The organism is Brenneria roseae subsp. roseae (genome assembly GCF_003115845.1).
GTDB lineage: Bacteria > Pseudomonadota > Gammaproteobacteria > Enterobacterales > Enterobacteriaceae > Brenneria > Brenneria roseae.
Genome location: NZ_KZ819024.1, coordinates 27,724 through 51,649 on the forward strand (window position 1 = coordinate 27,724; position 23,926 = coordinate 51,649).

A 23,926-nucleotide genomic window follows, 5' to 3' on the forward strand; every position below is an offset into this window, starting at 1 on the left:
TCAAATAACCAAAATGACTAAATGGTTTTTCTGATAATCCTTATTGCTTAAAGTGTTATAGGTCACATTTTACTGCGCTGATGATTTGAATGATTCCAGCGCCATTCCGAATGGGCGCTATACTCGCGATCAACACTCAGGTGACGGATGGAATAATCAAAGATGTGGCAACGCCGCGCGCTGGAATTGAATACTCAGGACATCTGGCATTGGGATCGCGTTATTGAGGTCGTGACGTATGCCCGCCAGCAGGGATTCAACACGCTGGTGCTGGGATCGGCGGATTTACTGGACAAACTGGTGACACCGAAAGCGTATAACCATGCCCGTTTCGACGATCGCATCAGCAGCCAGCAGCGCTCGCGCTGTATTTATCTGAATCAGGTGGCGGCCTACTGCCATGAACAGGGGCTGACATTCTATCTGCAATGTAAAGAGCTGTCGTTTCCTACCGAACTGCTATTGCATCATCCGGAATTGCTGGACGACGAGCACAGCCTCCGGATGGATACCGATTTCTGGTGCGAGTATCTGTCTGCCAAAGTCGAGCTGCTGCTGCAACAGATCCCGCGTTTAAGCGGTCTGTTGCTGGCCATCTCCAACAGCGATAGTCTGCTGCGCTTTTCTGCCCCTTCGGGGGATGAGATGAACGGACTGACGCCCGCCGCCGCACACTGGCCGCCGGAATCTGACAGCGAACAGATCTATCATCGGCTATTTTCCGCCGTGGCGCGGGTAATGCACTATCACCAGCGTCATTTGGTGCTACGCGCGTTCCCCGCCAGTCATGATGATATCAGCAATGTGCTCAATGCCATGAGTGCGCTGCCTGAGTTTGTTTCCGTGGCAATAAAGATGACGCCGGAGCGTTTCTGGCCTGAGTTTCCCAACAATCCGGCCTTGTTGGAGGTCAGCGGACGCGAAATCTGGGTGGAGCTGGATTTGGCCGGGGAAGAGGTCTGCTGGGGCAATCTGCCGTTTATCCGTTATACCGAAGTACAAGGCCGGTTGCTGTGGTGTCAGGAAAAAAACCCCGCCATTGCCAGCGTGCTTTGCCGTATCAGTTGGGAAGGCGTCGATAACCACAGCGTGTTGGGAACGCTGAGCGAATTCACGCTGTTCGCCTGTGCCAGATTACTGAGTAAAAATGCGCCCCCCACCAGCGAAGCCACCCTTTTCGGCCAATGGCTGGCCGAACGCTATCAGTGGCAACCGGACGATGCCGCGCGACAGGCGATGCTCGCTTTACTGGAACAGGCTCATCAGGCGATTTCACTATCGCTGTATGCCCGCCACCATGTTTTTCACCGTCACAGTATGTTGCCGACCAGCTACGGTCAGGCGATCTGGAGCCTGTATGGGCAGTTGAACCGTAATCACTGGCTGCCGGGATCGGGACGGGATATCACCTTCGATCCGCAGCAGTCCGAACTGGCCGCGCAAAACCTGTACCAGATTGCCAAAGAGAAAGATCTCGCCTGGCAGTTGGCGGAACAGTGTCAGCAGGCTGCCCTGCAATTTACCCGCGAGTACACGATGCCAGATGCGCTGAGACAGCGTTGGTTACAGGAGTGGCGAGGACTGGCGCTGTATTGCCGTGCGTTTGTGCATGCGCAGAAAGCGTTTTTTACGCTCCATTACTGCAAACTGGTGGAAAATAACTGGACGCTACGGGAAATCGGCAAAACCAACATTCAGGCGCTGTATGGACTCGGGCATGAGATGGATGATTTTTGCCTGCAACACCGGGATTACCCGGTGAGTATGCATGTCATGTTCGATGCCGAACGCCCCCGTTCACTGGCTGACAGCCTGCAAGAACAGCTGACGGCGTTGGCGAACAGCACCGGTAAATGAGCGTTGTATGGTTAGCGGATGACGCGCTGCAAAATACGATTACCCGAGTTGCTAAAGTTTTTCGCGGAGACTTCCACGCTCTTGTTGCCGTAATCCAACTGCTCGATGGTTTGCAGGATCAGACTGGCGAGCTGCGGATCCTCCAGATAAGAGGATACTGGCGTTTGCATCGGTTTTTCCAGCGCCTGCGTCAGTCCGGCCACCGACAAGTCACTGTTATCCAGCAGTTGCTTCTCCGCCAACGCCTGACGGGCAATACGGCTGAGTGGAATACCGCGCTCGGTGCCCACCAGCAAGCTGCCTTCCGGATCGTTCATCAGGAAATTCAACAACAGGGCCGCTTCTTTCGGATGCCGGGTGTTTTTGCTGATGGCAAACAGCATCGACGGTTTAAAGAACTGCCCTGAATTCTCCGACCCCGGCGTCATAATGTAAGGCCCCAGCTCCAGCTTACCCGGCGCCGTCAGCGGATCGGCATATTTCTTCACGACGGAAATCCACAGATGCGCGCCGCCATACTCGCCGTTAATCCAGGGGCGTGTTTCATACATGCCGACCTTGCCGAAAGCGTTATAGTATTTCGACGAAGGCATCACATGTTCATTCGTCAAACGCTGGTAGAAACGAAAGGCCTCGATCCATTGCTCTTCCGTGTAGTTAAAGCGTTTATTCTTCTCATCGATCATCCCTATCTGATACTTCTGCGTCATGTAGTAGTTAATCAGCTCCAGAATCCCTTCACCGCTGTCCTGAGCCGGCGAGGCGAGAGGAAAATAGCTGTCGCCTAATTTCTCTTTGAATACCTTGCCGGCATGAAACAGTTCATCCCAGGTAGTCGGATACGGTAAGCCGGCTTTTTTCCAGGTTTCTGCGTTGTAGTACATGACCAGGGCATTCAAAGAGGTGGATATGGCATTCACTTTGCCGTCAATCGTGGCTGGCGTCAGCGCATCTTCAGGGAAATCCTGTAAATTCAGCGTGTCTTGCAGACGAGTCAAATCGTAAAAACCCGTGCCGGACTTGGAGAATATCGGCAGCCAGTTCCAGTTCACCTGCAATACATCGGGTTCTTCGCCGCTGGCGATTTGCGTGGTCAGCCGGGACAGGTGCCCGTCCCAGCCGGTGTATTCCGCCTTCACGGTAATATTGGGATATTTTTTCTGAAACGCGTCCAATGCGGCCAATGTTGCCTGATGACGGCTGTTGCCGCCCCACCAGGAAATGCGCAGTTCCACAGGTTCATTCGTCTGTGCCGCACACAGCGCAGAAAAAGCGATGAAAATCAGTCCTATCAGTAATCTCATTTTTCCCCCGACGAGCTTGTTATCGCGCTGCTCCGGTTATGTGCAGCTTGTTATATACCCAATGGATTTCGAGGCGCAGGAAGCCAACGCGCCTGCAACTTGAAAGATGACGGGTATAGCAGTTCAGGATAGGGATCGGGCGGACACTGGCCTCTTCCCGACGATAACAAGATAGGCGGATTGCTGATGTCTTCACCAGACGTAATCCCGGATAAACGCGCGTTCTGCGTGACTGACAGAAGAAATCGTTATACCTCCGCATGATCAGAGGACGTTTCAACGCTATACCGTTCTCCCGTCGGTCAACAATACCGCACGCTCTCACACCATTAACTTACGGAACACATCAAAAGGAGATTTAATTCACAAATTAAAAACACCACACCAACAGGAAGACGTTTCGACACCTGGCCACAGACAGGTACCGTCGTAAAAGTGTGATGAAACACACACGCGTTCCCGACCCCAAAAGACCGGAAGTCAGGTCATTCACACTTCACCGGCGCAATGATGGTGCGCTGTGATTCTTCTCCAGAACCCGGTGATTTTCATCACACCATAGCTGTCAGATGGGAGAAAACGTGCTGCAATAACGCCATCAACGGATGTACAGACAGGATAACAACATGAGGATATCTATTCAGTCGTATTCCCCCGCCGCCGATGGTATCACGCTGGATACCGCCGTTTTTCAGCAGGCGATTGACCAGATCGCCGCTCGCGGCGGCGGTACGCTGATTGTTGAACCTGGGCGCTATCTGCTGGGAGGGCTGCTGCTACCGTCGAATTTCTGCCTGCAATTGGAGGCCGGGGCTGAACTGATCGTCAGCGGGGATTATGAGCAATTCACTCAGGCCAACACCATCAGCGTGGCCGAGCTATCCCACCGCGCATTCCTGTATGCCTGCCAGCAACGCAATATCACGCTGTGCGGTCAGGGTAGAATTATTGGCAATGCCGATGCCTATTTCTCTGCCGAACCCGACGATCAGGGCTATCGTCTGCCCGCCCAATACCGGCCACGCATGGTTGTTTTTGAAGATTGCGAACACATTCAATTGCGCGATTTCACCATTGAACGTGCGCCGATGTGGACCGTGCATCTGGTGAGCTGTCGTCGGATCATCGTTGAACGGCTGACGATTGATAACGATCTGACCATGGCCAATACCGATGCGCTGGATCTCGACAGTTGCCAGCAGGTACAAATCAGCAACTGTTCACTGAGCGCCGCCGACGATGCGCTATGCATCAAGACCACGGCCAAACCCGTTCATTTGCAGCGCAAGGCCCAACAGATGGTGATAACCAACTGTCTATTGCGATCCAAAAGTTGCGCGCTGAAAATCGGCACTGAAACCTTTGCCGATATTGAAGACATTTCCGTCAGCAACTGCGCCATTTATGATTCTAATCGCGGTATCGGCCTGATTTCCCGTGATGGCGGCGCGTTCAGACGCATTCAGTTCAGCAATATTACGTTTCAGTGTCTCGCGGCGCACCCGTGCCACTGGGGAAAAGCCGATCCGGTATTTATTTCCGTGCGCTATCGCGATCCGGCCATTGAACCCGGCCGCATCGAAACCGTCCAGTTTTCTCAGCTCTCGGGCATCAGCGAAGGGGCGATTAATCTGCACAGCACACCGCCGGGCTATATCCGCGATATCCACTTCCATGCCGTATATCTTGAACAACGGCAAAGCCCGTCACCGGAACAAGGCATGTATGACATACGTCCGCCATGCAATCCGGAACGGCCGACCGGGATGGGGTTGGATAATGCCTACCGGGTCAATCCGGCAACCGGCCGCGCCTATGGCGTGGAATATTATCCGCAGGGAATGCCCGGACTGTTTGCGCGCGGGGTCGACAATCTGGTTGTCAGCCACCTGACGCTGCATCGTCCATCGCCTCTCCCCGCGGGCTGGCATCACGACGAGATGGTACAATTGAAGGAATAAGTGGCTTCAGGTTATTTCCGGGTCATGACGAAACGTGCTTCAGGCTACACTTTCCGGTAGTATGCGACGGTTTTCCCGTTTGAAAGAAATTGAGAGCATCGCCATGGCAACCACGCTATTTAAAGATTTTCAGTTTGAAGCCGCTCACCGCCTGCCCCATGTGCCGGCAGGGCATAAATGTGGGCGCCTGCATGGGCATTCCTTTATGGTTCGGCTGGAAATCACCGGCGAGGTTGATCCGCATACCGGCTGGGTGATGGATTTCGCTGAATTGAAAGCGGCGTTTAAGCCGACCTGGGAAAGACTGGATCATCATTATCTGAATGATATTCCCGGGCTGGAAAATCCGACCAGCGAAGTGCTGGCCCACTGGATCTGGCAACAGTTGAAACCCTCCTTGCCGGAACTGAGCGCCGTGATGGTAAAAGAAACCTGCACCGCTGGGTGTATCTACACAGGTGAATAAGCGATCATCCTGACCGTGGGTTCTCTTCAGGCGGCGTGAAACGGCTGCGTCTTCACGCCGCCCGCCTCAGGCAATATTCAAATATTTATGCGTCTGCATGGAAAGCCGCCAGTTACGGGCAATACAGGTCGCAATACACAGTTTGGTTGCTTCGTCTTTCTGACTGATCGGCTGTAGCGCCACAATACGCGACTTGTCATCGTCCAGGCGCGCCAGCAATTCATCCAGCGCCTCGATATCTCGTGCCCTGCCAACCGGATGCTTGATTTCATCAGCCCGTTGCAACGCTTGATCGAGCACCTTCATGCCGCCACGCATATTTACCTTGGGCGAAACCGTTACCCAGGTGTTGGGTGAACAGCGCACGTCATGCGTCCCGCTGGTTTCTATCTGACAGCTGAACCCGTGCTGTTCCAGCAACAGCGTCAGCGGCGCCAGATCGTGAATGCAGGGCTCACCACCGGTGATCACGATATGACGGGCGGTATAACCTTCACGCGCCATCAATGCCAGAATATCCTCGGAAGTGGCGGCTCCCCAGGCATCACTTTCCTGAGTTTTGACGATAATCTTATCCAGCGACGTTTCCCGATCGGCCAGTTTGTCCCAGGTATGTTTGGTATCACACCAGCTACAGCCTACCGGGCAGCCCTGCAAGCGCACGAATACCGCCGGAACACCGGTAAAATAGCCTTCGCCCTGTAATGTCTGGAACACTTCATTAATCGGGTACTGCATGTTTTCCCACTATCACGCTGACTCAAAGAGGCATTATCGCAGATCGCAGGTCTACGCGCCAAACCTCCCACACCATTACCGTTCAGGCTGAAATGCCGGCGTTTGATTTGAGTAATGTTGCAACACGGTTAATAATCAACAGGCAACAAGCATGCCGCATCGACCATTTCAACGCTAACTTATTAACAAGGAACGAAAAACATGAATCGACTGAGATCTTTCGCTTTACTGTTACTGGCGTTTGTTTTCGTCCCCGTTATCGCCACGGCACAACCGGTTCCAAAGGTTAACACGCAGTCGGGGTATTACCGCATGCCGCTGGGGCAATTTGAAGTTACCGCCCTGGCTGACGGTACCAACGCCATGCCGGTCGACAAACTGCTGGCCCGGACATCGCCGGAACAAATCAACGCCCTGCTGGCGGAACAATCGCTGACCGCCCCGGTCGATACCTCCATCAATACTTATCTGATTAACACCGGACAAAACCTGATTCTGGTGGATACCGGCAATGGCAAACAGAACAATCCTTCCGTCGGTAAGGTATTGAATAACCTCAAGGCCTCCGGCTATACGCCCGAGCAGGTGGATACCGTATTAATGACGCATCTGCATGGCGATCACTTCGGCGGCCTGATTACCGATGGCAAACTCACCTTTCCCAACGCCACCGTCTACGTTAGCCAGATCGAGGCCGATTATTGGCTCAGCGAAGCAAATCTGAAACAGGCCAGTGAAGCGCAGAAACCGGCGTTCCAACGGGTGCAGAATACTTTTCGCGCCATCCAGTCAGCCAATAAGCTGAAAACCTTTGCCGCTGAGCATCCGCTCTTTACCGGTATTACGCCGCTGCCCGCGCCCGGTCATACTCCCGGTCATACGGCTTTCCGGGTCGAGAGCGAAGGACAGAAATTGCTGATATGGGGGGATATCATTCACGTTGCGGCGGTGCAGTTCCCCGTACCGGCGACCACCATCAGCTTTGATTCCGATATGGATACCGCGGCGCAAACCCGCAGTAAAGTGCTGGCGGATGCCGCCGCTCAGGGCTACTGGGTGGCCGGAACGCATATTTCATTCCCTGGCATCGGTCACGTTAAGGCGGATGAGAAATCCGGTTATCGCTGGGTTCCGATTAATTACAGCGTGGCGGGACTGACGGACTAGATTGGTAGCGGACATCCCGGCGGGATGTCCGCTGCGGCGATTACAGGTAAACGCGCAGGTACTCTGACAGGCAAAGAATCGCCATCGCCTGCCCGTAAGGCATCGAGGTCAACGGGATCTGGCGGTAATAATCCAGTTCCTGCCCCATCGCGGTTCCGAATGACACCTGAACCAGCTCCCCTTCGGCATTCACGTTGCCAATCACACCGCGGATCGCTTTTTCCGCCATGGGCGCATAGCGTTTATCCACATAGCGCTTACGCACCGCTTTCAAAATACCGTAAGCAAAACCGGCTGTTGCCGAGCTTTCGAGATATGATTTCGGATCGTCAAGCAGCGTATGCCACAGACCGCTGTCGTCCTGATATTTCTCCAACGCTTCAAGCTGGCTTTCCAACACCTGCAACAGGAAACGCCGCGTCGCATTCTGCTCCGGCAATTCCAGCAGTTCGATAAATTCGGGGATCGCGACGGTCAGCCAGCTGTTGCCACGCGCCCAACGCGCTCTGGCAAAGTTATGTTTCCCTTCAAACGTCCAGCCGTGGAACCACAGACCGCTCTCACGATCCATCAGATATTGAACATGCAGCAGGAACTGATAGGTAGCCTCTTCCACAAATTCAGGACGGTTCAGCAGTTTGCCGATTTTTGCCAGCGGCAACACGCTCATCATCAGCGTGTCGTCCCACATCTGCTCGGTGTTTTCATTGTTATAAACAATGTGTTGCAGACCCTGTTTTTGCGTACGCGGCATTTCATACATCACCCACTCGGCCCAGCGCTCCAGATACGGCACCCAGTTGGCATTGCGCGTTTCTTCATAGCGATAAGCCAGCGTCAGGAAAGGACAAACGGTGTTGACGTTCTTGGTCGGCGTTCCCTCAGCCAGACGCGCCGTGAACCAGTCATCAATGATGGCCCGCATCTGTTTATCGCCCGTTTGCTGGTAATACTGATAAATACCGTACAAGCCGATGCCGTGCGTCCATTCCCAGCCTGCCCAACCTTTGGTATCAATCACCCGACCATCGTCCAACCGTAACAAAAACTCGCCGGTTTTATCTTCAATATTCACCAGATTGTCGGTGATACGGCAAATCAGTGCTTTCAGTTCTTCACGGGAAATGAAGTGCTCTGGCTGACGTAATAGCGGGCTATGTTTTACACTGAATACGGTCATAGTCATTTATCCAATTTAGTTATCATTCAACAGTTCAAGACATTCAGGACTGGGTCATCGGCGCGGTGGGTGTCTTGGCCTTCTTGTGGCGGTTAAGGTAGCCGATATTGTTATTGCCCCACAGGGATTCATACGGCATCCCCGCCAGCGTTTCGACCACAGCTCGCGCTTCCGGCGTGATTTTTTCGGGAATCGGGCGTCCGGCTTCACGCATTTTCAGCGTTTCTTCCCGCAGAATGCTGTGCGTATGCAAATTGAGTTTGAAGCGCAGAGAAACCAGGAATCCCAACGCCAGAACGCCTACGGTGCCAAAACTCAGGATCATCAGAATAGTATGGCTAACGCCCGGCGCCTGTACGCTCTGGCCCGAGACAAAACCGGATAGCTGCAACACGATCCCCACCAGCATCACCGCGCCGGCCTGAGAAGCCTTGCGGGTCAACGTCATGATGCCGGCGAAGATCCCCTCACGACGCTGGGCGGTAATCACTTCATCCACATCGGCGATATAGGTGTAGGTGTTCCACGGTACATAGTTGATCCCGCCGCGGCCCAAACCCGCCAGCGCAGAGATCAGCAGCAGCAGTGAGAAAGTATCTTGCAGGCCGCTGTACCACAGAATGGAGTAGGAAACCGCACTCAATCCGAACAGGCAGACGACCAAACGGTAAGACGGCGCAGGTCCGAAACGAATGCACAGCGGGATCATCGCAATCACGGAAATAAACTGTAGAATCGCCATCGTCCCCATCAGGTTGGAAGCGACGGTCGGACTCTGCATCAGCACAAAGACCACATAGTAGGTAAATACGGCGTTAAACACGTCCTGCGCAATATAACCGCCCAGATACATCCCCAGATGCTGGCGGAAAATACGGATGCGCAACGTAGACAACAGTTCGACATTCAATCGCTTCAGACTATCAACCAGCGACAAGGACTGACGCTCTTTTTCCGCCCGCAGCGACGCTTCCGACATTTGATCGCGCGGCCGTTCCCAGGTGAAGAAATAGACCAGCGTCAGCACCATCGCGCAGATGATGGAGAACACCAGGCTGGAATAGAAGAACGAAACCGCATTGTCTTTGCCGAAATAGCCCAGCAAAATCCCCGGTAAAAACGCGGCCAGAATAGCGGACAGCTGAGCTAACGCGATGCGCGCGCCGGAGAATTTGGTTTTCTGTTTGAAATCGTCGGTCATTTCCGGCACCAGCGTTTCATACGGCACCAGCACCATGGTATAGACCACATCAAACAGTAAGTAGGTCAGCAGGTAGTACCAATATCCCATATCGCCCACCCACATAAAGCTGTAGCTGAAGACGCAAGGGATACCGAGCAGAATAAAGAACTTACGGCGACCAAAGCGTTTACCCAGCCAGGTCGAACCAAAGTTATCGGTCAGGAAGCCCATTAACGGACTGACGACGGCATCCAGTACACGGGCCATCGCAAAGATAAAGGTTGCCTCAATCGGTGTTAAGCCACAAAACGTGGTGTAAAAGTAGAGTAACCAGGCGGCCGTCAGCGCGGTAGTGCCAGCCCCAAGAAAGTCGCCCGAGCCATAGGCTAAATAGTTAGCCAACCCGATTTTACGTGTTTTCATTCCCATCCTTCCTCGGTCATTTTTATTTATGAAGGTGTCATGGCGGGTTACAAGAGCCGTATCTCACTGCGTTCAAGATGGCAGGTATCCTGCCGCCATGGCATTAAGGTAACGTCCGGCACTACTGAAAACCTTTGTGCTTTTGCCACCGAATGCCATCCACTGGCACCACGAGGAAGAATTACCCGATCGGCTTCAAAGATTTTATAAAAAGCCATTTTAATTTAAAGGAACCTTAGGTTCGTTTATGGCGATCACAAGAAATGAGGCGGGAACGACCGGGATGGATAGAAACGCGCATAAAAAACGCCGCTTGCGACGGCCTGCAAGGTGGCGGGCAGGAAAAGCTCGCCATAAAAAAATCCAGAAACGAATTAACGCTTCTGGATTCTGCGGTTAACGCGATGCGTTTGTCAGACCCGATCCGGCTTCCGACAAACGCAGCAGGCGGTGATTACTGGCCTTTAACTTCTTTCAGACCGTTGAACGGCGCGCGGCTGCTGCCCAGCGCTTCTTCAATACGGATCAGTTGGTTGTATTTGGCAACACGGTCAGAACGGCTCATAGACCCTGTTTTGATCTGGCCGGCCGCAGTCCCTACCGCCAGATCGGCAATGGTTGCATCTTCGGTTTCGCCAGAACGGTGAGAGATAATAGCAGTGTAGCCGGCATCTTTCGCCATCTTGATTGCAGCCAGAGTTTCGGTCAGAGAACCGATCTGGTTGAATTTGATCAGGATGGAGTTAGCGATACCTTTTTCGATACCTTCTTTCAGGATTTTGGTATTGGTTACGAACAGATCGTCACCAACCAGCTGGATTTTGTCGCCCAGAACTTTGGTCTGATAAGCAAAACCATCCCAGTCAGACTCATCCAGACCGTCTTCGATAGAAACGATCGGATATTCTTTGGTCAGGCCTTCCAGATAGTGAGTGAATTCCTGAGAGGTAAAGGTTTTGCCTTCGCCTTTCAGTTCGTAGTTACCGGTTTCTTTGTTGTAGAACTCGGAAGCCGCGCAGTCCATGGCCAGAGTCACATCTTTACCCAGTACATAACCGGCTTTTTCCACCGCTTCTTTGATAGCAGCCAGTGCCGCAGCGTTGGATTCCAGGTTCGGCGCATAGCCGCCTTCATCACCAACCGCGGTGTTCAGGCCCTTGGCTTTCAACACTTTTGCCAGATTGTGGAAAATTTCAGAACCGATGCGGATCGCTTCTTTAACGGTTTTCGCGCCAACAGGCTGAATCATGAATTCCTGAATATCAACGTTGTTGTCCGCGTGTTCGCCGCCGTTGATGATGTTCATCATTGGCAGAGGCAGAGAGAATTTGCCCGGAGTGCCGTTCAATTCAGCGATGTGTTCATACAGCGGTTGGCCTTTGGAAGCGGCGGCGGCTTTGGCGCTAGCCAGAGAAACTGCCAGAATCGCGTTAGCGCCGAAGTTGGATTTGTTTTCAGTACCATCCAGGTCGATCATGATTTTATCGATGTTCGCCTGATCTTTCGCATCTTTACCCAGAACGGCCTGAGCAATCGGGCCGTTAACCGCAGCAACCGCTTTGGTTACGCCTTTGCCCAGAAAACGGGATTTGTCACCGTCACGCAGTTCCAGCGCTTCGCGAGAGCCAGTGGAAGCCCCTGATGGCGCAGCAGCCAGACCAACAAAACCACCTTCCAGATGAACTTCCGCTTCAACAGTTGGGTTTCCGCGTGAGTCGATGATTTCACGGCCGATGACCTTAACAATTTTGGACATTAGATTTTCCTCAGTACAAGTTAAACTAAAACCTCAGACGAACAACGCGCGATCTATTGGGTACAGATCGCGCGTTGCTGGCAAAACCCTTACTTCAACTGACGCTTTTGATAAGCGCCAGCGGCTTTTACAAAGCCGGCAAACAGTGGATGTCCATCACGCGGCGTTGATGTAAATTCCGGATGGAACTGACAGGCCACGAACCATGGATGATCGGGTAATTCGATGATCTCCACCAGCTTGCGGTCGGCGGAAAGGCCAGCAACCCGTAATCCCGCCGCTTCAATCTGTTTCAACAGCATATTGTTGACTTCATAACGATGACGGTGACGTTCAACAATCGTCGTTTCACCGTAAAGCTGACGAACCAGGCTGCCTTCGGTCAGGTGACATTGCTGCCCGCCAACACGCATGGTTCCCCCCAGATCGCTCGCTTCATCGCGTACTTCGATATTACCGTCTTCATCACGCCATTCCGTAATCAGCGCAATGACCGGGTACTTACAGTCTGGCACAAACTCAGTGGAGTTTGCCCCATCCATACCCGCCACGTTACGGGCAAATTCCATTAATGCGACCTGCATTCCCAGACAAATGCCCAAATAAGGGATGTTGTTTTCACGGGCGTAACGCGCCGCCATCACCTTACCTTCCACGCCCCGATAGCCAAAACCGCCGGGAATCAGGATAGCGTCCAAATCTTTCAATACTTCGACACCACGGGTTTCAACGTCCTGTGAGTCGATAAGCTTGATGTTTACCGTCACCCGGTTCTTCAATCCGCCATGTTTCAGCGCTTCAATAACCGATTTATAGGCGTCCGGCAGGGCGACATATTTGCCAATCATTCCGATGGTCACTTCGCCGCCCGGATTCGCTTCTTCGTAAACAACCTGCTCCCATTCGGACAGATCCGCTTCCGGGCAATCCAAGCTGAATCGTTTACAAATATAATCGTCCAGACCCTGTGATTTCAATAGCGCCGGGATTTTATAAATGGAATCAATGTCTTTAAGGGATATTACTGCTTTTTCCGGCACATTACAGAATAAAGCAATCTTTGCACGCTCATTGGCAGGGACGGTTCGGTCAGAACGGCAAATCAGCACATCCGGCTGAATACCGATGGAAAGCAGCTCTTTCACCGAGTGCTGAGTCGGTTTGGTTTTCACTTCTCCGGCCGCCGCCAGGTAAGGCACCAGCGTCAAATGCATGAACAGCGTATGTTCCCGGCCGACTTCCACCGCCATCTGGCGAATCGCTTCAAGGAATGGCAAAGATTCGATATCCCCGACCGTGCCGCCGATTTCAACCAGAACGACATCATGGCCTTCGCCGCCTTCCAGAATACGTTCTTTAATGGCATTGGTGATGTGGGGGATAACCTGAATCGTGGCGCCCAGATAGTCGCCGCGGCGCTCTTTGCGCAATACGTCAGAGTAGATACGGCCGGTGGTGAAGTTGTTACGGCGCGACATCTTGGTGCGAATGAAACGCTCGTAGTGGCCCAAGTCAAGATCGGTTTCGGCGCCGTCTTCGGTGACAAACACTTCGCCGTGTTGCGTCGGGCTCATCGTGCCCGGATCCACGTTGATATACGGGTCCAGTTTCATGATGGTAACGTTGAGGCCACGGGCTTCAAGAATAGCCGCCAGAGAGGCTGCGGCAATGCCTTTACCCAGAGAGGAAACGACCCCGCCGGTCACAAAAATATAATTAGTTGTCATGCTGAACCTGAGAGTTTAGGTTTAAAGACGATGGAAGTACCAAGACGGGAAAGTAGTATACCGGAACCTGATGAACGCCACAAATGTTCGTTTTACTCATCGCGGCGATTCCAACCCGTCGGCCACAGGGGTTTATCCTCGTCCATAATTAATCAATAATCATTTTAAAATCATTTAATTACGAATTAAAAACCATAAAAATGATGATATAGGGATAAAAATCAAATCAACGGTCTTTTTCCTGCTGTTTGACCTGCTGCCACGCGGCTTCCATCTCTTCCAGCGTTGCCTGCTCCAGCGTTTTGCCGGATGCCGTAACAATTTGTTCTACCTGACGAAAACGCCGGCTGAACTTGCGATTGGCCTCTTGCAGCGCGCGTTCAGCCTTGTGCCCCAGGTGACGGGAAAGGTTGACCGTCGCAAACAATAAATCACCGATCTCTTCACGCAGTTTTTCTTCATCAACAACGGCTTGCCGGGCTTCATGCATCACTTCATCAATTTCTTCGTAAACCTTGTCGACAACCGGCCCTAAACTGTCCCAATCAAAACCCACGGACGCGCAGCGCTGCTGAATTTTTTGTGCTTTCATTAACGCAGGCAACGCCTCGGGAATATCATCCAACTGTGAGTGGCGATCTTTTTCAGACCTTTCCTGAGCCTTGGTCTGCTCCCAGCTTGCCAGTGCGGCTTCACTGTCCACCGGCGTCGCCGCATCGGCGAAAATATGCGGATGGCGCCGCTCCAGCTTATCGCTGATGGCGTCGCAGACGTCGGAAAAATCGAACAACCCTTGTTCCTGCGCCATCTGCGCATAAAACACCACCTGAAACAGCAGGTCGCCCAGCTCACCACGCAGATCGTCAAAATCTTTACGGCTGATGGCATCCAGCACTTCGTAAGTTTCTTCCAGCGTATAGGGCGTAATGGTGTCAAACGTCTGCTTGCGATCCCACGGACAACCGTTTTCCGGGTCGCGCAGGGTTTTCATGATAGTGAGCAGGCGCTCAATCGCGGGTGAGTTCATTGCAGATACAGTCATAATATTCCTGAAAATTAAACGATTATTGTTCTACGGCGGATTATGAGGGTAAGGGGAAGGTTTCGTGCGCGATAAATTCCGAGCATCTTTTCCGCATCTGCGACGCGCCCGACACGGGGCGTCCAATCGACGCCGCCCCGTGACCCCGGTCTTTTTCGCGAGGATTGCGCCGCTTCGCGGTGCCTTCGGAAAAACAATCTCCTGACGGACCGCCGCTGACGCGTTCCCTACGCGGCAGCGGCTTTCGTGGCATCCATGCCACTCATCCTGGAGATTGTTGTTCCTCAGCGCAATTTTTACGCGAAGGGAAATACCCCATCATCACCCGTCATCCCCCTTGCTGGCGGCGGGCATCAATCACATCCGGCAGTTGGTTGAGTTTGGCTAAAACGCGGCCCAGAACCTGTAGATTGTATATTTCGATATCCATATCAATCGTCGCCAACTGCTGTTTGGTATCGCTGCGGCTTGCCACGCCCAACACATTGACTTTCTCATTCGCCAGAATGGTGGTGATGTCACGCAGCAGACCGCTGCGATCGTTCGCTATCACCCTCACCACCAGCGAATAACCGCTGGAATAGCTTTCGCCCCACACCGCGTCAACTATGCGCTCCGGCGCATGACTGCGCAGCTCGTCCAGTTGCTCACAGTCGGCGCGGTGAATGGAAATTCCCCGACCGCGGGTAATAAATCCGGTGATCTCGTCACCCGGTATCGGCTGACAGCAGCGGGCAATGTGATGCATCAGATTGCCCACCCCCTCCACCACCACGCGGCCGTTGTCTTTACTGCGCGCCGGCGGCTGCTGTGATTTTTGCGTCAGCTGGCGTAACGCCTCACGATCCTGCTCTTCAGCGCTGGGTTGGTTAAGCTGCGATTGCAGAAAATTAACCATCTGATTGAGACGCACGTCGCCGCCGCCAATACCGGCCAACAGCTCGTCCAGCGAGTTCACGTTATAACGCGGCAACAGCAGTTTTTCCGCCGCCTTCAGGCTAATGCCCAAATGCTCCAGCTCGTTATCCAGAATCTGCCGCCCCGCCAGAATGTTCTTGTCGCGATCCTGCTTGCGGAACCAGTTGTGAATCTTTGAGCGTCCGCGGCTGGTCGTGATATACCCCAGGTTCGGATTCAACCAGTCACGACTCGGGTTCGGCTGTTTCTGGGTGATCACTTCAATCTGATCGCCCATCTGTAACTGGTAGGTAAACGGCACGATACGTCCGCCGATTTTCGCCCCGATGCAGCGATGGCCGATATCGCTGTGAATGTGATAGGCAAAATCGAGCGGCGTCGAGCCCGCTGGCAAATCAACCACATCGCCTTTGGGCGTAAACACATAAACACGATCGTCAAACACCTGACTGCGGACTTCATCCAGCACTTCATCGGAATCCGCCATCTCCTCCTGCCACGCAATCAGCTTGCGCAGCCAGGCGATACGGCCTTCATAACCGGAACGCCCGCCGGCAACCGTGCCTTCTTTGTATTTCCAGTGCGCGGCGACGCCCAGTTCGGCATCCTCATGCATTTGACGGGTACGAATCTGGATCTCAAGGGTTTTTCCACCCGGCCCCAATACCACGGTATGAATGGATTGATAACCGTTCGGTTTCGGGTTGGCGACATAGTCATCAAATTCATCCGGCAGATGACGGTAATGGGTATGCACGATCCCCAACGCGCCGTAGCAATCCTGCAAGCGCTCCACCACGATACGTACCGCGCGTACATCGAACAGTTCATCGAACGACAGGGCTTTTTTCTGCATCTTGCGCCAGATGCTGTAGATATGCTTCGGCCGGCCATAAATCTCGGCCTGAACCCCTTCCGTTTTCATTGCCGCGCGCAGCGTTTTGACGAAATCGTCAATGTACTGTTCGCGATCGATACGGCGTTCGTGCAGCAACGTCGCGATACGCTTGTACTCATCGGGATGCAGATAGCGGAAGCAAAAATCCTCCAGCTCCCATTTGAGCTGGCCAATCCCCAGCCGGTTGGCTAACGGCGCATAGATGTTGGTACATTCTTTGGCCGCCAGCACCCGTTCTTCTTCAGGGGCGTCCTTCACTTCGCGCAGATGCGCAATACGCTCGGCAAGCTTGATGACCACGCAGCGGAAATCTTCCACCATCGCCAGCAGCATACGGCGTATGTTATCCACCTGTTCCGAGGCAACCGAATCATGCTGCGTCGCCTTCAGCTGGCGGATCGCATCCATATCGCGTACACCGTGCACCAGATCGACGATATTTTTGCCAAATTCTTCCTGCAATGTGGCTTCATCCACCACATTGGCATCGGCCAGGGGGAACAGCATGGCAGCACGCATGCTGTCATTGTCCATACTCAGCGTGGAGAGGATTTCCACCATTTCGATACCGCGCCATAACAGCAGCAAGGCATCGGGATGAGCTTGCGTTTGCCGTTCACAGTAGCGCCAGGTTTCGGCTAAACGTTCACATGACTGTTGACTGGCGATGCCAAGCGAAGCAATCCACGCGTCAGGTACGAATTCACCAGCCGTATTCAAATGCGCACTTCTTACCGCAACCATAATTTCTCCCTACGTTATACCCGTCGTCTTTCAAATCGCAGGCGCTCTGGTTTCCTGCATCCTGAAATTTACCGGGTATCCGCCCCACCCGAACCGGGCAAAAACAGCGCCATCGACTCAAGGTGTCCGGTATGTGGAAACATATCCAGCATAGCAACATTCGCCAGCCGATAACCGGCAGCGAGCAATATTTTGCTGTCACGCGCCAGCGTCGTGGGATTACAGGAAACGTAAACCACACGTTGGGGCGCAAGTCTGACAATCTGCGTCATCACGCCTGCTGCGCCAGCTCGTGCCGGATCAAGCAATATCTTATCAAAACCCTGGGCTGCCCAGGGCTGTAGAGTGACGTCATCTTCAAGATTTTGGTGAAAAAATGTGACATTGCCGAGTCCGTTACGCCGGGCGTTCTCGCGCCCTTTTTCCACCAGCGCCGTCACGCCTTCCACACCAACGACGCTGGCCGCCCGCTGCGCCAGCGGGAGCGTAAAGTTGCCCATGCCACAGAACAGATCCAATATTCTATCCTGTGGCTGAACGTCCAGCCAGGCCAGTGCCTGCGCGACCATCTGCTGGTTAACCGCGTCATTGACCTGAATAAAATCCCGCGGGCTGAACGCCAGATCCAGTCCCGCAATCTGATACACCGGCGTTGATCCGGAAAGACACGTCAGAGACTCCGCATCGGGCGCCAGATAAACCGCGACATCCTGCTGTTGCGCGAAATCACGCAGCGCCTGCGTGTCGGCCGCGCTTAGCGGATCGAGATGGCGCAACACCACCAGCGGCCCATTGTCCGCCAAAACCAATTCGACATGCCCTAACCGTTTTGCCGCTTGCAGGCGGCTCAGGCAGTCATGCAGCGGCGGCAGCAGATTTCCCAGTTCCGGGCGTAACACCGGGCAGGTTTTAATGTTCACCAGGTCGTGGGACCCCGACTGTCGGTAGCCCATAAACAACCGTTGCTGTTTCGCCTGGAAGTATAACGCAAGCCGGGCGCGCCGCCGGTAGGCATAAGATGGCCCGGCGATAATCGTCACCGCCGGCGACGACCCCATTTCATGGGCCATCATGCGCGTCAACGCCGACGCTTTGCTGCGCTGTTGCAATTCAATGCCGGCATGCTGTTGCTGGCAACCGCCGCAGGTGCTGAAATGCGGGCAAGCTGGCTCAACCCGTTCTGCGCTGCGCGTCAAAATGCGTTTAAGTTTAGCATGGGCAAACTGGCGCTTTTCGTCCGTCAGTTGGATTTCCGCCTGTTCTCCTGGCAGGACACCCGGTATAAAAATGGTTTTTCCCTGATGCCGTGCCACCCCTTGTCCAAAAGGATCCAGGGAGTCCACCGTCACAGTGATCACTTGCCGGGTCGTCACGCGCCGGTTTGGAGAGTAGAATTGCGCCATAGTTTACGATCGTTTTATCAGTACAATAATTTTTAAACTTTATATACCCAATAGATTTCAAGATGCAGAGAACCCAATATCTGCAATTTGGAAGACGACGGGTAAGCCGTGCTTAATTCTCCCACATTGGAACCTCATGACCAAATACAGTCTGCGCGCACGCATGTTGATAATGATTTTGGCACCAACATTAATGATCGGGCTGCTGCTCAGTGCCTTTTTCGTCATCCATCGCTATAACCAGCTCCAGACGCAGTTGGCCGAGGCTGGCATGAGCATCATCGAACCGTTGGCCATCACCAGCGCCTATGCCATTACGCAGCAACAACAGAAGACAATCCAGCCGCTGATTAATGCGATCCACCGGAGCCACTCCGGTATTATCCGAACCATCAGCGTGTTTAATGAGCAAAACCAACTGCTGGCGACCACCAATGCGCGCCACCATGAATTGCTGTCGCCGTGGATAAAGGACGTCTCCGACTATCACGGTTTGCACCAGCACCATACGAAAAATTCGCTGATTCTGCATATGCCCATCACTGCCGATAGTGAATTGACCGCCGGGGAGTTCCTCCCTTCCGTCCATGACGGCAGTGCGCCGCTCGGCTATATCGTCATTGAGTTGGACATCACTGCGATCGAGCTCCAGCAGTATCAGGAGATTTTCGTTGCGGCCCTGTTGCTACTGCTTTGTCTGGGCGCCGCCGTGTTGTTTGCCTATCGTCTGATGCGGGACGTGACCGCGCCGATTCGCAATATGGTCGAAACGGTCGATCGCATCCGGCGCGGACAGCTGGACAGCCGGGTGGAAGGCCGCATGTTGGGCGAGCTCGATATGCTGAAAAATGGCATCAACTCCATGGCCATGTCATTGACCGCCTATCATGAAGAAATGCAGCAGAATATCGATCAGGCTACCTATGATTTACGTGAAACGCTGGAACAGATGGAGATCCAGAACGTTGAACTGGATATTGCTAAAAAACGCGCTCAGGAAGCGGCACGTATTAAATCCGAGTTTCTGGCCAACATGTCGCATGAGCTCAGAACCCCGCTGAACGGCGTGATTGGTTTTACCCGTCAGACGCTGAAAACGCCGTTAAATACCACGCAAACCGATTATTTGCGCACCATTGAGCGCTCCGCCAACAACCTGCTGAATATCATCAACGACGTGCTGGATTTCTCGAAGCTGGAGGCCGGCAAACTGGTTCTGGAGCATATCCCGTTTTCTTTGCACAACACGCTGGATGAAGTCGTTATGCTGTTGGCCCATACCGCCCATGAAAAAGGGTTGGAGTTGACGCTGGATATCCAGAACGATATCCCGGAACAGTTTGTCGGCGATCCGCTGCGGATCCAGCAAATCATCACCAATCTGCTGGGTAACGCCATCAAATTTACCGAGCAGGGCAACATTGATATTCGGGTAGAGAAACGCCGACAGGAACACAATGAGGTTCAGTTGGAAATTCAAATCCGCGATTCCGGGATCGGCATTGCCGAATTACAACAGTCTCAGCTATTTCAGGCCTTCCGTCAGGCAGACACCAGCATCTCCCGCCGCCACGGCGGCACCGGACTCGGTCTGGTGATTACCCAGCGCCTGGTCAGGGAGATGGACGGAGATATCGGTTTCCAGAGCCAGTTAAATCAGGGTTCGACGTTCTGGTTCCATATCAGTCTGCCGTTAAACCCGCATGCGATTCCCACCAGGCCGGTTTATCGTCTGCTGTACGGCAAACATCTGGCGTATGTTGAATCCAATCCGGCGGCCGCTCAGGCTACGCTGAATCTCCTGGGTCAGACGCCGCTGACTATCAGCTACAGCCCGACGCTGGAACAGCTCCCCGAAAGCTCGTTCGATATCCTGCTGCTCGGTATTCCAGTGCATTATCGCAACACCCTGCTGGACTACATGCCGAAATTGCGTGATGTCTGCCGTCGTGCGCCTTGCGTTATTCTGGCGATTCCCAGTCTTGCACAAATGGACGCGGAGCAGCTCAAGCTATTTGGCGTTCACGCCTGCCTGAGCAAACCCATCTCAGCGCCGCGTTTATTACCGCTGCTGCAAGACCGTTCACTGTTCCAACTTTCACTACTACCGGAGACAGCCCCGCCAATTCGCCCTCACACCGCCCGGCTGCCGCTGAGCGTGATGGCCGTGGATGACAATCCGGCCAACCTGAAGCTGATCGGTACGTTGCTGGAAGAGCAAGTCGAAACCATTATCCTGTGTAAAAACGGTGCCGATGCCATCGATCAGGCCAAACACCACGCGATCGACATCATTCTCATGGATATCCAGATGCCGGGAATGGATGGTATCCGTACCAGCGAACGGATCCGCCGGCTACCCCATCATGCCAAAACCCCTATCGTCGCCGTTACCGCACACACCATGGATGACGAACGAGAACGCCTGCTGCAATCGGGCATGGACGATTATCTGGCCAAACCGATCGACGAGCAGATGCTGAGAAACGTGCTGGCCAAATACTCGCCTGTCGAAGCGGTTATTTCGCCGTCAAATGAACACGATGATGATAGCCAGCTATCGCTGGACTGGACGCTGGCGCAACGTCAGGCGGCCAATAAACCACAGTTGGCACACGATCTGTTACAGATGCTCCTGGATTTTCTGCCGGAAGTTCGCGGCAGGATAGCGGACATATTGAACGGTCAGGTAGACGATAACCTTGTTGATTTAATTCATAAACTACACGGCAGTTGCAGTTATAGCGGCGTTCCGCGATTAAAGCGCATTTGCTGCTATCTGGAACAGCAGTTACGCAAAGGCATTGATGCCAGCGAGTTGGAACCGGAATGGCTGGAACTGTTGGATGAGATAGACAACGTCACTGAAGCGGCGAAATTGCATTTTCAACAGGTCTCTTCGCAGTAAGCGGGCGCTTTAAAAAAGCGCCTGCCTCTTATCCTGCCGCACTACGATAAATCCTTCGATAGCTTAATGGTGGCGGCAATATTACGCGCGGCCATACGCACATTGTCAGCGGCATTATCCAACGCCTCTTCCAGCGAACAGATGTTGTACAGCACGCTGAATACGGCATCCAGACCATGTTCATGCACCACACCCACATCCGCGGTCAAGCTGCCGGCAATGCCGATCACCGGTTTATTGTAGCGTTTGGCGACCCGGGCAACGCCAATCGGCACTTTGCCATGAATCGTCTGGCTATCAATCCGACCTTCACCGGTAATAACCAGAGAAGCGTCCTTGACCAGCTCATCCAGTCCCAATGCTTCGGTCACAATTTCGATGCCCTGCCGTAATTCGGCACCGCAGAATGCCTGCAACGCCGCCCCCATACCGCCTGCCGCGCCGGCGCCGGGCACCTGCTCAACGTCCATATCCAGATCGTGACGGATAATCGAGGCGTAATGCTTCAGGGCGTTGTCGAGTTGTTCGATCATTTCAGTCGTCGCGCCTTTTTGCGGACCAAATATCGCCGATGCCCCCTGTTTTCCCGTCAGGGGATTGGTCACATCGCAGGCCACCTCAAAACGGCAATCCTTGATGCGCGGATCCAGTTCACAAATATCGATACTTGCCAGTTCATCAAGCGCGCCGCCGCCATAACCAATCTGGTTGCCGGCGTCATCCAGCAACTTTGCGCCCAGTGCCTGCGCCATTCCCGAACCGCCGTCATTGGTTGCACTGCCGCCAATGCCGATAATGCAATGCTTGACGCCATGGTCCAATGCACAGCGAATCAGTTCTCCCGTACCATAGCTGGTGGTCAGCAGCGGGTTGCGCTGCTGTGCGGGCACGCGCTCCAGTCCGCTGGCCGCCGCCATCTCGATAAACGCCGTGTTCTCATCGCCCGACAGGCCAAAAAACGCATCAATCCTGTCGCCCAACGGTCCTGTCACTTTCACCTGTACAATCTTACCGCTGGTGGCCGCCACCATGGCCTCCACGGTGCCCTCGCCGCCATCGGCGACAGGCAATTTGACATAGCTTGCATCGGGAAAGATGTCGCGAAATCCCTTTTCGATCTGAGTGGCGACCTCTTGTGCAGATAAGCTCTCTTTATAAGAATCCGGTGCGATAACTATTTTCATAAACGATCCGATTTCATAAACGTCCCGATTGCATTTCAATAATCCATGCGCTACTGAATCGGCGTTTATCAGAATGATTACCCCGACAACCAGACCGGCATACCATCATGTATGCCGATCCGACAACCCTCACACCGGCCTACCGTGTGACTTCAATCTTAGCCAATTTTTCATAATAACAGGCCAACGCACTGTGGTCGGCCGATCCCAGATCGTCTGCTTTCAACGCCTGCATCATCTCCATAACCGCGGCCGTCAGCGGCAGTTGCGCCCCTACACCGTGTGATGTATCCAGCGCATTGGCCAGATCCTTGATATGCAAATCAATACGAAAGCCGGGCTTGAAGTTTCGATCCAGAACCATCGGCGCTTTGGCGTCCAGCACGGTGCTGCCCGCCAGACCACCGCGTATCGCCTGATAAACCAACTCCGGGTTGACGCCCGCTTTGGTCGCCAGCACCAGCGCTTCCGACATCGCAGCGATATTTAGCGCGACAATCACCTGATTAGCCAGCTTGGTGACATTCCCGGCGCCGATGTCCCCGGTGTGCACCACCGATCCCGCCATCGATTTCAGGAGGTCAAAACAGCGTTCGAACAGTGCTTTATCGCCGCCGACCATAACCGACAAGGTGCCGTCAATCGCTTTCGGCTCACCGCCGCTGACGGGTGCATCCAGCATATCGATCTTTTTTTCCGCCAGCGCAGCGGCAATTTCCCGGCTGGCGAGTGGCGCAATCGAGCTCATGTCCACCACAATACTGCCGGCCCGCGCACCTTCGATAACGCCATTTTCCCCCAGCACCACCTCTTTCACATGGGGAGAGTTAGGTAACATGGTGATGATCACATCACTCTGTATCGCCACCTGTTTCGGCGTTGCCGCCGCCGTTGCGCCCGCGGCAACAACCTCGGCGACGGCCTCCTGATTTCTATCCATCACGACTAATGAGTAACCTGCTTTCAGCAGATTTTTACTCATCGGTTTTCCCATGATTCCCAGTCCAATAAAACCAATTTTCATCGCTATAACCTCATTGTCTGATGTATTTATCACTACCGGTGTA

General features: G+C 53.5%; 16 protein-coding genes. 5 read left to right on the forward strand and 11 right to left on the reverse strand.

Translation table 11 applies throughout. The features are described from left to right. Positions 1-162 precede the first annotated feature (162 nt). Positions 163-1,857, forward strand: coding sequence for a hypothetical protein (locus DDT52_RS04495; protein ID WP_136155309.1), 1,695 nt, complete (start codon positions 163-165; stop codon positions 1,855-1,857). 11 nt (positions 1,858-1,868) lie between these two features. Here the strand turns inward: DDT52_RS04495 and DDT52_RS04500 are convergent, their stop codons facing one another. Next, positions 1,869-3,161 (reverse strand): ABC transporter substrate-binding protein, encoded by a 1,293-nt coding sequence (locus DDT52_RS04500; protein WP_136155310.1) that lies wholly within the window; start codon positions 3,159-3,161, stop codon positions 1,869-1,871. A 626-nt stretch (positions 3,162-3,787) separates the two neighbouring features. On the opposite strand from DDT52_RS04500, the gene DDT52_RS04505 reads away from it, so the two are divergent. Then, a complete protein-coding gene (locus tag DDT52_RS04505) occupies positions 3,788-5,122 on the forward strand; it encodes a glycoside hydrolase family 28 protein (protein WP_136155311.1) in 1,335 nt (444 codons plus the stop codon). Between the two features lie 103 nt (positions 5,123-5,225). Further along, positions 5,226-5,588, forward strand: coding sequence for a 6-carboxytetrahydropterin synthase QueD (queD, locus tag DDT52_RS04510; RefSeq protein WP_136155564.1), 363 nt, complete (start codon positions 5,226-5,228; stop codon positions 5,586-5,588). Between the two features lie 66 nt (positions 5,589-5,654). On the opposite strand, the gene queE is transcribed toward queD, so the two are convergent. Continuing rightward, entirely contained in the window at positions 5,655-6,326 is a 672-nt protein-coding gene (queE, locus tag DDT52_RS04515) for a 7-carboxy-7-deazaguanine synthase QueE (RefSeq protein ID WP_136155312.1), read from the reverse strand. Between the two features lie 201 nt (positions 6,327-6,527). On the opposite strand from queE, the gene DDT52_RS04520 reads away from it, so the two are divergent. Then, the gene (locus tag DDT52_RS04520; RefSeq protein ID WP_136155313.1) at positions 6,528-7,493 is read left to right on the forward strand and encodes an MBL fold metallo-hydrolase; all 966 of its coding nucleotides are present in this window, start codon (positions 6,528-6,530) and stop codon (positions 7,491-7,493) included. Positions 7,494-7,533: 40 nt separating this feature from the next. Here DDT52_RS04520 and bglB read toward each other — a convergent pair whose 3' ends face one another. The 7 genes from bglB to rlmD all read right to left on the reverse strand — a co-directional run bounded on the left by bglB (position 7,534) and on the right by rlmD (position 18,767). Further along, entirely contained in the window at positions 7,534-8,673 is a 1,140-nt protein-coding gene (gene bglB / locus DDT52_RS04525; RefSeq protein ID WP_136155314.1) for a beta-galactosidase BglB, read from the reverse strand. 43 nt (positions 8,674-8,716) lie between these two features. Then, positions 8,717-10,279: an MFS transporter gene (locus DDT52_RS04530; protein WP_136155315.1), complete on the reverse strand. Its 1,563-nt coding sequence runs from the start codon at positions 10,277-10,279 to the stop codon at positions 8,717-8,719. 454 nt (positions 10,280-10,733) lie between these two features. Then, positions 10,734-12,035: a phosphopyruvate hydratase gene (gene eno / locus DDT52_RS04535; protein WP_136155316.1), complete on the reverse strand. Its 1,302-nt coding sequence runs from the start codon at positions 12,033-12,035 to the stop codon at positions 10,734-10,736. Positions 12,036-12,124: 89 nt separating this feature from the next. Continuing rightward, positions 12,125-13,762, reverse strand: a complete 1,638-nt coding sequence (gene pyrG / locus DDT52_RS04540) for a glutamine hydrolyzing CTP synthase (RefSeq protein WP_136155317.1) — start codon at positions 13,760-13,762, stop codon at positions 12,125-12,127. 226 nt (positions 13,763-13,988) lie between these two features. Then, on the reverse strand, positions 13,989-14,804 hold the full coding sequence (gene mazG, locus DDT52_RS04545) for a nucleoside triphosphate pyrophosphohydrolase (RefSeq protein ID WP_136155318.1): 816 nt from the start codon (positions 14,802-14,804) through the stop codon (positions 13,989-13,991). A 328-nt stretch (positions 14,805-15,132) separates the two neighbouring features. Beyond that, complete coding sequence (gene relA / locus DDT52_RS04550) at positions 15,133-17,364, reverse strand: GTP diphosphokinase (RefSeq protein WP_136155319.1); 2,232 nt, start codon at positions 17,362-17,364, stop codon at positions 15,133-15,135. A 68-nt stretch (positions 17,365-17,432) separates the two neighbouring features. Beyond that, positions 17,433-18,767 (reverse strand): 23S rRNA (uracil(1939)-C(5))-methyltransferase RlmD, encoded by a 1,335-nt coding sequence (gene rlmD, locus DDT52_RS04555; RefSeq protein WP_136155320.1) that lies wholly within the window; start codon positions 18,765-18,767, stop codon positions 17,433-17,435. 136 nt (positions 18,768-18,903) lie between these two features. Between rlmD and barA the strand changes: the two genes are divergently transcribed. Further along, entirely contained in the window at positions 18,904-21,675 is a 2,772-nt protein-coding gene (gene barA, locus DDT52_RS04560; protein ID WP_136155321.1) for a two-component sensor histidine kinase BarA, read from the forward strand. Between the two features lie 41 nt (positions 21,676-21,716). On the opposite strand, the gene DDT52_RS04565 is transcribed toward barA, so the two are convergent. Next, positions 21,717-22,859 (reverse strand): glycerate kinase, encoded by a 1,143-nt coding sequence (locus DDT52_RS04565; protein WP_136155322.1) that lies wholly within the window; start codon positions 22,857-22,859, stop codon positions 21,717-21,719. Between the two features lie 139 nt (positions 22,860-22,998). After that, entirely contained in the window at positions 22,999-23,889 is an 891-nt protein-coding gene (gene garR, locus DDT52_RS04570) for a 2-hydroxy-3-oxopropionate reductase (protein ID WP_281728901.1), read from the reverse strand. Positions 23,890-23,926 lie beyond the last annotated feature (37 nt).